Genomic DNA, 12283 nt, shown 5'->3' on the forward strand with positions numbered 1-12283 from the left:
ACTTAAAATAACCTGTAGCAAAAGGCTGACAGGATGATGTTTTCGCACAAAATTGATTGAAGATCATCCAACAGGAAAGACTGCTTATGTAAAGTTAAAAAGGTTTTTTATGGAAAGGCGGAATTCCCTGAACAATTTGGAAAGCGTTCTTTTTGAGACATTTTCTGACAGATCTACTGTGCTATCGGATTTGATATCTTCTAAAGATTCCTTCTCAGATTTAATTGAGTAATTGCTTTTATCCTTGAAAGCTTGAAGTTCTGCCTCCATGGCTTCAAGGTCAATTCCATGAACGTATTTATCATATAATTTTACCCTAACGAAATACACAAAAATTGTCACTACCATACAAACTGGTAACAACCAGAAAATATTTTCGGTATCAATATATTCATCTTCTGAATAGATAACTTCAAATAATTGAAAGGCATACATGCAAAGGGGGATAAGGATGATATGGTACCACCAGTGTTTACATGTAAAAAACCAAATTATTAAAAGGTATAGAGGAATGATCTTATTGAGTAAAAACCAAACGTAAGCACTTATATGATTGAATCCATTTTTGTCTATCGTGTATCCAAATATGGAAATAGTGGCATCGGGTTCTTCAGGTAAATAATCGTGGATTTTAAAAATAAATGGAGCAAGGGCAATCAAGATAAGGCCCAATGATTCCAAGATAAATCTACTTCTGGTAAGTTTAGTATTGTGATTTTCCAATGTTCTTGCGTAAGCTATATGATATAAGCACAACGCAAAAAGGGGCAAAATATTGGTGCCCCTAGAAAAAATCTATTGTTAAAAGTACTTATTAGAAGAATTAATCGGTCTTGGTAATGTCTCCTTTTTTAATTCCTTGTTCGTACAATTGTTCGTCTTCGGCGGTGTTTGGAGTACAAGCGGAAGCAACCAGCACTAACATAGCTGCAAAGGCAAATAGGATCTTTTTAGTGTTCATCGTAATCTGAGTTAAAATTCAGGAATCATTTCATTTTCATCTCAAATATAGGGAATAGAAATGAGATAAAATACATTTTATCGATAAAAATTTACCGATCACCGAAGAAAACTGCATTTCATCGATCCTGCTTGTGGTTTGCAGTGGCTATAAACAAGTGGTTAATAGGTGCTCAGGAAACCTCCAAAGTGAGTTCTCTGGTTTCGGGACCTATACTTTTCAGGCAGATGTTTACGCGATTGTCCGGTAATAGTTCCTCCACCTTTTCCGGCCATTCGATAAAGATCCATACGTTCTGGCTTAGATAATCCTCCAGGCCCAGGTCCAGGGCTTCCTCCGCCTTGTTTAGGCGATAGAAATCGAAATGGTATCCTAATACTTCTCCATCGGGATAGGAATACTCGTTCACAATGCCAAAACTGGGACTGCTTCCCTCTTCAAGCCCTCCTAGGTGCTTTATCAACTCTTTTATTAATGTGGTTTTACCGGAACCCAATTCTCCATACAAACATATTAAGCAGCATTGAGGGATGCTCTCCATTAATTGGTTGATGATCTGAGAAATCATTTCCTTTGTATAGATTATTTTCTGCATTCAGAATTAAATTCTTATATTCAATTTTAAATTTATTTGTCCTCTAAGAATTAGGTAAATAAATGAAATATGGTCACGGATTCTCTAAAATAGAATTTCGCATGAATATTAAGAAATTAAAACATTTTAAAAATGACCTTCTTGCGGTCATCATTATAATAATCCCACTGCTCATTTATAGTCATTTACTTTTTAATGGATCTAATAAGTACGTTGAATTATTTGGATTTAAAATCCGTAATTGGGCAGTTTATGATCAGGTTTTGGCATGGTTCATTATTAATGATATAGTTATAGTTCTTTTATTGACAATTATGTTCTTTAATACCGTATATAAGTTCAAATATTTTTTAATTCCCCTTATAGTTGTTCATATTTTATCTGCTTTATTATGGATGGATATTTTTCATTCATTTATAGATTCGATCTTTTCATTCGACGCATTTATTATTTCGATTTTCATTTCGGCAATTATTCTATGTGTAGACTTCTATAGAATCAATGAGCATCAAATAGATGAAATTGAAGTTTCGATTAGTTCGTTAATTAAAAACACTAATAATTTAAATCTTAAGATAATTACGAATAAATACAAGGAAATTCGAAGATCAAGAAAAGAAGAAAATTTATTAACGTACTTGAAGAAAATATTTTATTGGGAGAGATATATGGCTAACAACCATCCCAAAGTGAGGATTATATGTAAATCGAGTGTAAATGCACATTCTAAAATCTTTTTAAATAATACATGCGCACTAATAATTTCAATTCTGATATCCCTTTGGTTTATTCATAAATTGATTCCTGGTAATCTTAATGAAATTGAAATTCTGGGAATTAATTTTGATAGTCATGGATTCTATAATCTACAAACTTTTGTTTGGTTCATAAGTCGAAAGTTTATAGTTATATGTCTTCTTGCGATATGGTTTGTCACTTCACCACATTGGTGGCGCTACGCCATCCTGTCTCCTTTGATCATCTATTCTTACCAGTTTTGGGAAGCCTTTCAGGATGTGACAGAATTGGATTCCGTTGGCAATTTACGTGTCTTTCCTCTGGTTATTCTGAATGTAGCTTTAGTGATCACCCTGTCACGCTTTGTAAAATATCGGTCCCAGTTTATGGCCGTGTATGAAGAGATTTCCCGAGAAGTGGATGAAATGCTTAATGAGATGAAATCAAAATACCCACAGGAGGTGGGAGCGACCCTGGAACGCATCCGTAAAGGGAAAAAAGGAAAGGAATATCGGCGACAGCAATTAAAGGCTCTGGAAGAGGAGATAGAGGCCAGACTCGACCTGACTAAGGGGTAGGGGTTATTTTCGAAGTTCCGAACGCACTTCCTCCATCAGGCGTTCTAATTCCTCCCGTTGTTTCTCGCGTATCTTTTTCTCGATCAATTCTTCGATTTCCTGCTGCTTCTCCCTGGGCAATTGATCATAACCCAGAGGAACGGAGGTTTTATCTTCCTTAAGCATAGTGCCTTCTCCAGTTAGCAACCAGACTACATTAAGCTGAGGATAGATCTTCAGGATATTCTCGATCACATCACTGCCTATAGACGCCCTGTTCTTTTTCATGCGTAAGGTATAGCCATTGCTAGCCCCAATGGAGAGGTCGAACTGGCGGGCACTGAGCCCAGCGTGCTGTATGAATTGCATGAGGCGGTCTATGGTTTTTAACATAGGAGAATATATTCTACAATATTTTAGATTTTGAATAATCAAATATAATAAAAAGTAATGATTTACCTCAGGAAAGACTCTAAAAAAGGAGGAGTAAAGAAATTACAGATTTATTTGCAATTATAGAAAATAATCTATATACTTGTAATCAGCCAGCTTTTCTCTGTTCTCCGGTACAATAAAAACACCTATGAACACAATTAAGACTTTGGAGCGTTTGCAGAAAATTCATTCTCTTATGGAAAACGAATGTACGGGTTCTCCGTATGAATTAGCCAGGAAACTGAATATCAGTGAACGCTCCATTTACAATCTTATCGAGTATCTAAGGGACTTTGAAGCTGAGATCGGCTATGACCGCAGCCGAAAGACCTATTACTACCGGAATCACTTCGTACTTAACCTCAACATTTCCCTTTGCGTAGGTACAGAAGATGCCGTAACTGAGGTTCTCGGAGGTTCTTACCTTAGATACTAATGAATTCTATCGAGGCATTAAAACCACAAACGGGATGATCATCTCCTCCAGGGAGACGCCCCCGTGCTGGTAAGTGTTCCGGTAATAGCTTACGTAGTGGTTGTAGTTGTTGGGGTAGGCAAAGAAGAGGTCGTTCCTGGCAAAGATAAAGGAGCTGCTCATGGTAAGGCTGGGCAAAAAGATCTTCTTAGGATCCTTTGCCTCCAGCACGTCCTTGGCCTCATAGGATAAACTCCGGCCGGTCTTGTACCTCAGGTTCAGGCTCGTCTCCCGGTCGCCTATGACCTTGGAAGGCTGCTTTACATTGATGGTCCCGTGGTCTGTGGTGATGATCAGTTTCATCCCAAGGCTACGCGCTTTCTGTATGATCTCCAGCAGGGGCGAATTCTTAAACCAGCTCTGGGTAAGGGAGCGGTAGGCCTTGTCATTGGAAGCCAGCTCCTTGATCACGTCCATCTCTGTCTTGGCATGGGAAAGCATGTCCACAAAGTTGTAGACGATGACCGTTAAATCATTCTTTTTCTGGCTGTTGAAATTCTGGGCCAGCTGTTTACCCTGTTTTAAACTGCTGATCTTAAAATACTCCCATTCCAGGTTGAGCCCCAGCCTTTTTAACTGGGCTTCCAGGAACTTATCCTCGAACAGGTTCTTACCGCCCTCATCCGTATCATTTTTCCACCACTGGGGGTATTTCTTTTCCATATCCAGGGGCATGAGCCCGGAGAAAATAGCATTTCTGGCGTATTGGGTGGCTGTGGGCAGGATGCTGTAATAGGGCTGTTCCTTCACCTTTTTATAGAAGGGGGATAACACGTCTTCAAAGGATACCCACTGGTCGTACCTCAGGTTATCAATGACCACCAGGAGTGTCTGCTGCCCTTCCAGTTCGGGCTTCACCCACTCCCGGAACAGGGTGTGTGACATCACTGGGCCTTCCCCCTTGCCAAACCAGTCGGGGTAGTGGCGGTCTACGAATTTGCCGAATTGGTTATTAGCCTCAATTTTCTGGGATTCCAGAATCTCAAACATGCCTGAATCTTCTATTTCTTCCAGCCTCAATTCCCAGGAGATCAGTTTCCGGTAGAGGTCGGCCCACTCTTCATACGAATTCACCATAGACAGGTCCATGGAGATCTTCCGGAACTCCTGCTGGTAATTAGAGGTGGTCTTTTCCGAAATCAGGCGGGAATGTTCCAGGGTCTTTTTCAGGGAGAGCAGGATCTGGTTGGGATTCACTGGTTTGATCAGATAGTCGGCGATCTTGGATCCGATAGCCTCCTCCATGATGGTCTCCTCCTCGCTCCGGGTGATCATGACCACGGGCAGGGCAGGTTCCCTGCTCTTGATCTCGTTCAGGGTATCGAGCCCGGACAAGCCCGGCATGTTCTCATCCAGGAAGACGATATCGAACTGGTTCTCGTCCAGTGCTTCCAGGGCGTCCTGTCCGCTTTTGCAGGTGACCACCTTGTATTTTTTGTCTTCGAGGAAGAGGATGTGGGGTTTCAGCATGTCGATCTCGTCATCCACCCAAAGTATTGTAATCGTGTTCATTTAGCGTATCTTTACCCCTTAAAATTGCAGAAAATTGGCCACCACCAGGAAGCTGAAGTTATTTAACGATCCAATTTACGGATTTATTAGAATTCCCTCCAACAGGCTTTTTGATCTCATTTCCCATCCTTATTTCCAGCGCCTGCGAAGGATCTCCCAGATGGGCATGTCCTACCTTGTGTTTCCGGGGGCCCACCACACCCGCTTTCACCACGCCCTGGGCAGCATGCACCTGATGCATCAGGCCATAGAGGTACTGAGATACAAGAAGGTGGAGATCACGGAGAAGGAAGCTGACGGGTTGTTGTGCGCCATCCTGCTTCACGACATCGGGCATGGGCCCTTTTCCCATGCCATGGAGCACAGCCTGGTGGATGGTATCTCCCATGAAGAGCTCTCCCTCCGGTTTATGCAGCACCTCAACGAAGAATTCGAGGGGGAATTGTCCTGCGCTATCGAGATCTTTAAGGGGACCTATCCAAAGAAATTCCTGAACCAGCTGGTGTCGAGTCAGCTCGACATGGATCGGCTCGACTACCTGAAACGCGACAGCTTTTACACAGGGGTGGCTGAAGGCAATATCAATGCCGAGCGCCTGATCACCATGCTCAACGTGGTCGACGGGTCGCTGGTGATCGAGGAAAAAGGAATCTATTCTGTGGAGAAGTTCCTGATGGCAAGGCGGTTTATGTACTGGCAGGTGTATCTGCACAAGACGGGGATCGTCGCAGAACAGTTGCTGATCAGGGTCCTGAGGCGGGCCAGGGAATTGAGCGCGGCCGGAATTGATCTCCCGGGAAGCGAGGCCCTGAAGTACTTCCTGGTCAACCGGGTCAGCAGGGAAACTTTTAACAAGGATATGTTGCAGCGCTTCTCATCCCTGGATGATGTGGATGTACTCTCGGCCTTAAAGGCATGGCAGCATCACAGTGATTTTGTCCTGTCTGAACTCAGCAAGATGATCCTCAACCGGGAACTTTTAAAGGTGAAGGTGAAGGACAAACCCATAGGAGATAAAAAAATGGCAAGGATGAGAGAAGATCTAACAGAAGACCTGGGTCTTAATGCCGGGGAGGCCGACTATTTTATTTTCTCAGGAACTATTGAAAACCGGGCCTACAACCACGAGAAGGAGAACATCAATATCCTGATGGGGAATTCCCGAACCGTCGATGTGGCGAGAGCCTCGGACCACCTGAATCTCGACGCCTTGTCCAAAATCGTGACCAAGCATTATATCTGCTATCCCAAGAAGGGCGTTTCGTAATTTTTCTTACTTTTGTGCGATCAAATCCCTAGTCCAAAAAGTTAGCATTTGAAATTCACAGCAAGTCAGATCGCAGGCATCCTTGAAGGTGAGGTTCACGGGAACCCTGAAATTTCTGTTCACAAGCTGGCCAAGATTGAAGAAGGGGTAGAGGGATCACTGACCTTTTTGGCGAACCCTAAATATACCCACTACATCTACAGTACGGAAGCATCCATCACTATCGTGAACAAGGATTTTAAGCCAGAACAGGAACTCACCACCACCCTGATAAAGGTGGATGATGCCTACAAATCCTTTTCCAAGCTGCTGGAGTTCTACAACAATGTAAAGAATAACAAGGTCGGCATAGAAAAACCGGTCTTTCTTTCGGAAACAGCTAAATATGGGTCGGACTTCTACCTGGGCGCTTTTTCGTATTTGGGGAACAACGTGTCCATAGGGAATAACGTAAAGATATTTCCCAATGTCTATGTAGGGGATAATGTGACGATCGGGGATAATGTGGTGATCTATTCCGGGGCCAAGATCTACTCGGAATCGGTTATCGGCAATGGCTGCATGATCCACAGTGCAGTGATTATCGGGGCAGACGGTTTTGGTTTTACGCCCAATCACAATGGGGAATACAGCAAGGTACCACAGACCGGGAATGTGATCCTGGAAGACAATGTGGAAATAGGTGCCGGGACCACGATCGACCGGGCCACGCTTGGATCCACTATTTTGAGGAAAGGGGTGAAGTTAGACAATCAGATACAGATCGCTCACAACGTCGAGATAGGGGAACACACGGTAATCGCTGCCCAGACGGGTATAGCCGGATCCACCAAGATAGGAAAGAACTGCCTGATCGGCGGGCAGGTGGGTATTGTGGGCCATATCACCATTGGCGACAGGGTGAAGATACAGGCCCAGTCCGGGATCATTCGCAATGTCAAAGATGACGAGGTCCTGCAGGGATCACCCGCGTTGAATTACGCCGATTTCAATAAGTCGTACGTCCATTTTAAAAACCTGTCCAGACTGGTCGCGAAGATCGCAGACCTGGAAAAAAACAACGGAGATTAAACTCTATGGCAAAACAAAGGACCATTGCTAAGGAAATAGAGCTCACGGGAGTGGGATTGCATACGGGAGAGAAGGTTACTATGAAATTTCTTCCTGCGCCCGAAAACCACGGGTATGCCTTTAAGCGCGTAGACCTGGAAGGGGAACCTATCATTGAGGCAGACGCTAATTTTGTGAACAACACACAGAGGGGGACGAACCTCGAGAAAAGGGGAGTAAAGATCCAGACCTCGGAGCATGTTCTTGCCGCCCTTGTAGGGATGGAGATCGACAACGTGCTGATCGAATTGAATTCTCCTGAACCTCCTATCATGGACGGCTCCTCCAAATTCTTTGTAGAAGCCCTCGAAAAGGCGGGCATTGTAGAACAGGAGGCCGAGAGGGATGAATACGTGGTCAAAGAAGTCATCAGTTATAAAGACGAGGCCACGGGGAGTGAGATCACCGTGATCCCCTCAGACGAATACCAGGTAACGACCATGGTCGACTTTGGCACCAAAGTACTGGGCACTCAGAATGCTACCCTGGAGCGCCTGTCGGACTTTAAGAAAGAGATCGCAGATGCGCGTACCTTCAGCTTCCTGCACGAACTTGAAATGCTGCTTGAGAACGGCCTGATCAAAGGAGGAGACCTCAATAATGCCATCGTTTACGTAGATAAGGAGATCTCCGAATCTACCATGAAGAAGCTCGAAAAGGCCTTTAATAAAAAGAAGCTCTCTGTAAAACCCAATGGGATCCTGGATAACCTGACCCTGCATCAGCCCAATGAAGCGGCGCGTCATAAACTCCTGGATGTGATCGGGGACCTGGCCCTGACCGGGACCCGTATCCGGGGCAAGGTGATCGCCAACAAACCAGGGCATTATGTGAATACGCAGTTCGCGAAAAAACTCTCCAAGATCATCAAACTGGAGAAACGGAACAATGTACCTAAATACGATCTGAATGAGCCGCCCCTGATGGACATCCATCAGATCATGGCCATGCTTCCCCACAGACCACCCTTCCTGTTGATCGACCGTATCCTGGAACTCACAGACACTCATGTGGTGGGGATGAAGAACGTATCTATGAATGAGCCCTTTTTTGTGGGCCACTTCCCGGGAGCGCCTGTGATGCCGGGGGTTCTTCAGGTAGAGGCCATGGCACAGACGGGAGGTATCCTGGTGCTGAGCACCGTTCCGGACCCGGAGAATTACCTGACCTTCTTTATGAAGATCGACAATGTAAAATTTAAACAGAAAGTACTCCCCGGAGATACCCTCATCTTCCACTGCAGCCTGATCACACCTATCAGGAGGGGCATTTGCCACATGCAGGCCTATGCCTATGCGAACAACAAACTTGTTTGTGAGGCTGAGATGATGGCGCAAATCGCCAAAAAGAAATAATATGAATCAACCGCTTGCTTATATCCATCCCGGTGCAAAGATTGCAAAGAACGTGGTGGTGGAACCCTTTACTACTATTCACAACAATGTCAGCATAGGGGAGGGGACCTGGATCGGGTCTAACGTCACCATCATGGAAGGCGCCAGGATCGGGAAGAATTGCAATATCTTTCCCGGGGCGATCATATCCGCCCCACCCCAGGACCTCAAATACAAAGGAGAGGATACCACCGTGGAGATCGGAAACAACACGACTATCAGGGAATGTGCCACCATCAACAAAGGGACATCAGACCGGATGAAAACTGTGATCGGGAAGAATTGCCTGATCATGGCCTATTGCCACATCGCCCATGACTGCATCGTGGGAAACAATTGTATCTTTTCTAATAATTCCACCCTGGCGGGTCATGTCACCATTGGCGACAATGTGGTGCTGGCCGGACTCGTGGCTGTGCACCAGTTCGTCTCTATTGGCAACCATGCCTTTGTCACGGGAGGATCTCTGGTGAGGAAAGACGTGCCTCCTTATGTCAAAGGTGCCAGGGAACCCATGTCCTATGTCGGCATCAATTCTGTCGGGTTAAGGCGAAGGGGATTTCCTGCGGAAAAGATCAGGGAGATCCAGAACATCTACCGCATCCTCTACCAGAAGAATTACAACAATTCCCAGGCGGTACAGATCATTGAGGCCGAAATGGAAGCGACCCCGGAGCGGGATGAGATCCTACAGTTTATCAGGGATTCCCAGAGAGGGATCATGAAAGGTTATTTTAGCACGAATTAAATTCTATGGCAACAACATCAGATATCAGAAAAGGGTTGTGTATCCGATACAACAACGATATTTATAAGATCATCGAATTCCTGCACGTAAAACCGGGTAAGGGTCCGGCTTTCGTCAGGACGAAACTGAAGAGCATCACCACCGGGAAGGTGCTGGACAACACCTTTTCAGCCGGGCATAAGATTGAGGATGTACGGGTGGAGACCCGAAGCTATCAGTTCCTTTATGCCGATGGCACTACCTACCATTTTATGAATACGGACGACTATAACCAGATCGCCCTGCAGGAGAGTGCTCTGGATGCGCCTCAACTCTTAAAGGAAGGGGAGATCGTGACCATCATGTTCAACACCGAGGACAATATGCCGCTCTCGGTCGAAATGCCCGCGAGTGTGGTCCTGGAAGTGACCCATACGGAACCAGGCGTTAAGGGAAATACGGCCACCAACGCTACAAAACCGGCAACGGTGGAGACGGGTGCTGTGGTCAATGTCCCTCTCTTTATCAATGAAGGGGACAGGATCAAGATCGATACGGAAAAAGGGAATTACCAGGAGCGCGCCAAGGACTAGACAGGCCCATGAAATTTCCAGCAACACAGACCTTAGCACATATAGCCTCCCTCCTGGGGATCGATTACGTTGGCCCACCAGATTTTCCGGTTTCAGGGATGAACGAGATCCACGTGGTAGAGCCGGGAGACATCGTTTTTGTAGATCACCCCAAGTATTACGACAAGGCCCTGAATTCCAAGGCCACGGTGGTCCTGATCAACAAAGAGGTGGAGTGTCCGGCTGGTAAGGCCTTGCTGATTTCAGAGGATCCTTTCAGCGATTTCAACAAGCTTACGCGTCATTTCCGTCCATTCGTGAGTGCTTCGGCCAGTGTATCGCCAACGGCACAGATCGGAAAGGGCACCGTGATCCAGCCCAATGTTTTCATCGGCAATCACGTGACCATAGGAGAAAACTGCCTGATCCACCCCAATGTTACCATCTATGACCATTGTGTGATTGGCAACAACGTGCAGATCCACGCGGGTACGGTTCTGGGATCCGATGCTTTTTATTACAAAAACAGGCCGGAAGGTTTTGACAAGCTGCTCTCAGGCGGAAGGGTGGTCATAGAAGATAACGTGGAGATCGGGGCGCTGTGTACGGTCGACAAAGGCGTTACCGGGGATACGACCATAAAGGAAGGAAGTAAATTAGACAACCAGGTGCACGTAGGTCATGACACAGTGATCGGGAAGAAATGCCTGATCGCTTCCCAGACGGGTATCGCAGGTTGTGTGGTCATTGAAGATGAAGTGACCCTGTGGGGGCAGGTTGGGGTGACCAGTGCTGCCACTATCGGAAAAAAGGCGGTCGTCCTCGCCCAGACAGGTGTTTCCAAATCCCTGGCGGGAGGCAAGACCTATTTTGGAAGTCCGGTTGAAGAAGCCCGTGACAAGCTGAAGCAACTGGCCAATGTGAAGAGGATCCCGGAAATTTTAAAACAAATAAATCAACAATAAGGCGAGGATTGCTTTACAGATCAAAGGCATTCCCATATTTTTGACGAGCGAATAAAAAATAAATCATGAGCGTATTAGTCGACAAGAATTCTAAGATCATTGTACAAGGTTTTACCGGTAGTGAGGGAACTTTTCACGCCGAACAGATGATCGAATACGGAACCAATGTAGTAGGAGGAGTCACTCCCGGGAAAGGCGGACAGACTCATCTGGGAAAACCCGTATTCAATACGGTTGAAGAAGCGGTGGAGAAAGTTGGAGCAGATACCACTATCATATTCGTTCCACCTGCATTTGCGGCTGATGCCATCATGGAAGCGGCCAGTGCGGGGATCAAAGTGATCATTACCATCACCGAAGGCATTCCTGTTGAGGACATGGTTAAAGCCTACGACTATATCCGGGACAAGGATTGTACGCTGGTTGGACCCAACTGCCCAGGGGTGATTACTCCCGGAGAAGCCAAGGTAGGGATCATGCCAGGCTTCGTCTTTAAAAAAGGACACGTGGGGATTGTTTCAAAATCCGGAACCCTTACCTATGAGGCTGCGGACCAGGTGGTGCGCCAGGGCCTTGGGATCACAACGGCCATCGGAATAGGAGGGGACCCCATAATCGGTACTACGACAAAGGAAGCCGTGAAATTGCTCATCAACGACCCTGAGACCCATTGTGTGGTCATGATAGGGGAAATTGGAGGCCAACTGGAAGCTGACGCCGCCAATTGGTACAAAGAAAGCGGCAGCAAGAAGCCTATCGTCGGTTTTATAGCCGGGGAAACAGCTCCGGCCGGAAGGACCATGGGACATGCGGGGGCAATTGTCGGCGGTAGTGACGATACGGCCCAGGCCAAGAAGAGGATCATGAGAGAATGCGGGATCCACGTGGTGGATTCGCCGGCAGAGATCGGCAAGAAAGTAAAAGAAGTAATGGGTTGATCCCATTAAATGCTATAGAAATCCCGACATGTTCGGG

The 12283-nt window shown here is 45.9% G+C and carries 14 protein-coding genes; 9 read left to right on the forward strand and 5 right to left on the reverse strand.

The features are described 5' to 3' along the window. Positions 1-84: 84 nt before the first annotated feature. From IEV19_RS00980 to tsaE, 3 genes are all read right to left on the reverse strand, one after another. Complete coding sequence (locus IEV19_RS00980) at positions 85-681, reverse strand: hypothetical protein (protein WP_229732439.1); 597 nt, start codon at positions 679-681, stop codon at positions 85-87. Between the two features lie 142 nt (positions 682-823). Beyond that, a complete protein-coding gene (locus tag IEV19_RS00985; protein ID WP_188368840.1) occupies positions 824-961 on the reverse strand; it encodes a hypothetical protein in 138 nt (45 codons plus the stop codon). A gap of 172 nt (positions 962-1133) precedes the next feature. Beyond that, positions 1134-1556 (reverse strand): tRNA (adenosine(37)-N6)-threonylcarbamoyltransferase complex ATPase subunit type 1 TsaE, encoded by a 423-nt coding sequence (gene tsaE, locus IEV19_RS00990; protein ID WP_188368841.1) that lies wholly within the window; start codon positions 1554-1556, stop codon positions 1134-1136. A gap of 101 nt (positions 1557-1657) precedes the next feature. On the opposite strand from tsaE, the gene IEV19_RS00995 reads away from it, so the two are divergent. Then, complete coding sequence (locus IEV19_RS00995; protein WP_188368842.1) at positions 1658-2872, forward strand: hypothetical protein; 1215 nt, start codon at positions 1658-1660, stop codon at positions 2870-2872. Between the two features lie 3 nt (positions 2873-2875). On the opposite strand, the gene IEV19_RS01000 is transcribed toward IEV19_RS00995, so the two are convergent. Continuing rightward, on the reverse strand, positions 2876-3244 hold the full coding sequence (locus tag IEV19_RS01000; protein WP_188368843.1) for a hypothetical protein: 369 nt from the start codon (positions 3242-3244) through the stop codon (positions 2876-2878). Positions 3245-3434: 190 nt separating this feature from the next. On the opposite strand from IEV19_RS01000, the gene IEV19_RS01005 reads away from it, so the two are divergent. Then, the gene (locus tag IEV19_RS01005) at positions 3435-3722 is read left to right on the forward strand and encodes an HTH domain-containing protein (RefSeq protein WP_188368844.1); all 288 of its coding nucleotides are present in this window, start codon (positions 3435-3437) and stop codon (positions 3720-3722) included. Positions 3723-3728: 6 nt separating this feature from the next. On the opposite strand, the gene porX is transcribed toward IEV19_RS01005, so the two are convergent. Beyond that, on the reverse strand, positions 3729-5273 hold the full coding sequence (porX, locus tag IEV19_RS01010) for a T9SS response regulator signal transducer PorX (protein WP_188368845.1): 1545 nt from the start codon (positions 5271-5273) through the stop codon (positions 3729-3731). A 34-nt stretch (positions 5274-5307) separates the two neighbouring features. Here porX and IEV19_RS01015 point away from each other — a divergent pair, with 34 nt between their 5' ends. From IEV19_RS01015 to sucD, 7 genes are all read left to right on the forward strand, one after another. After that, the gene (locus IEV19_RS01015; protein WP_188368846.1) at positions 5308-6540 is read left to right on the forward strand and encodes an HD domain-containing protein; all 1233 of its coding nucleotides are present in this window, start codon (positions 5308-5310) and stop codon (positions 6538-6540) included. 48 nt (positions 6541-6588) lie between these two features. After that, positions 6589-7611: a UDP-3-O-(3-hydroxymyristoyl)glucosamine N-acyltransferase gene (gene lpxD / locus IEV19_RS01020; protein ID WP_188368847.1), complete on the forward strand. Its 1023-nt coding sequence runs from the start codon at positions 6589-6591 to the stop codon at positions 7609-7611. A 5-nt stretch (positions 7612-7616) separates the two neighbouring features. Beyond that, on the forward strand, positions 7617-9005 hold the full coding sequence (locus tag IEV19_RS01025) for a bifunctional UDP-3-O-[3-hydroxymyristoyl] N-acetylglucosamine deacetylase/3-hydroxyacyl-ACP dehydratase (protein WP_188368848.1): 1389 nt from the start codon (positions 7617-7619) through the stop codon (positions 9003-9005). Position 9006: 1 nt separating this feature from the next. Further along, on the forward strand, positions 9007-9792 hold the full coding sequence (lpxA, locus tag IEV19_RS01030) for an acyl-ACP--UDP-N-acetylglucosamine O-acyltransferase (protein WP_188368849.1): 786 nt from the start codon (positions 9007-9009) through the stop codon (positions 9790-9792). 5 nt (positions 9793-9797) lie between these two features. Further along, positions 9798-10364: an elongation factor P gene (gene efp / locus IEV19_RS01035; RefSeq protein ID WP_188368850.1), complete on the forward strand. Its 567-nt coding sequence runs from the start codon at positions 9798-9800 to the stop codon at positions 10362-10364. 8 nt (positions 10365-10372) lie between these two features. Beyond that, positions 10373-11308, forward strand: coding sequence for a UDP-3-O-(3-hydroxymyristoyl)glucosamine N-acyltransferase (locus tag IEV19_RS01040; RefSeq protein ID WP_188368851.1), 936 nt, complete (start codon positions 10373-10375; stop codon positions 11306-11308). Between the two features lie 65 nt (positions 11309-11373). Next, positions 11374-12246 carry a succinate--CoA ligase subunit alpha gene (sucD, locus tag IEV19_RS01045; RefSeq protein ID WP_188368852.1) on the forward strand — a complete coding sequence of 291 codons (873 nt, stop codon included), beginning with the start codon at positions 11374-11376 and terminating at the stop codon, positions 12244-12246. The last annotated feature ends 37 nt before the right edge of the window (positions 12247-12283 follow it).

The sequence above is a fragment of the Muriicola marianensis genome, from assembly GCF_014638095.1.
Taxonomy (GTDB): domain Bacteria; phylum Bacteroidota; class Bacteroidia; order Flavobacteriales; family Flavobacteriaceae; genus Muriicola; species Muriicola marianensis.

Coding starts and splice junctions, on each gene's coding strand:
- IEV19_RS00985 (WP_188368840.1), bottom strand. CDS start 961: ATGAACACTAAAAAGATCCTATTTGCCTTTGCAGCTATGTTAGTGCTG.
- tsaE (WP_188368841.1), bottom strand. CDS start 1,556: ATGCAGAAAATAATCTATACAAAGGAAATGATTTCTCAGATCATCAAC.
- IEV19_RS00995 (WP_188368842.1), top strand. CDS start 1,658: ATGAATATTAAGAAATTAAAACATTTTAAAAATGACCTTCTTGCGGTC.
- IEV19_RS01000 (WP_188368843.1), bottom strand. CDS start 3,244: ATGTTAAAAACCATAGACCGCCTCATGCAATTCATACAGCACGCTGGG.
- IEV19_RS01005 (WP_188368844.1), top strand. CDS start 3,435: ATGAACACAATTAAGACTTTGGAGCGTTTGCAGAAAATTCATTCTCTT.
- porX (WP_188368845.1), bottom strand. CDS start 5,273: ATGAACACGATTACAATACTTTGGGTGGATGACGAGATCGACATGCTG.
- IEV19_RS01025 (WP_188368848.1), top strand. CDS start 7,617: ATGGCAAAACAAAGGACCATTGCTAAGGAAATAGAGCTCACGGGAGTG.
- lpxA (WP_188368849.1), top strand. CDS start 9,007: ATGAATCAACCGCTTGCTTATATCCATCCCGGTGCAAAGATTGCAAAG.
- efp (WP_188368850.1), top strand. CDS start 9,798: ATGGCAACAACATCAGATATCAGAAAAGGGTTGTGTATCCGATACAAC.
- IEV19_RS01040 (WP_188368851.1), top strand. CDS start 10,373: ATGAAATTTCCAGCAACACAGACCTTAGCACATATAGCCTCCCTCCTG.
- sucD (WP_188368852.1), top strand. CDS start 11,374: ATGAGCGTATTAGTCGACAAGAATTCTAAGATCATTGTACAAGGTTTT.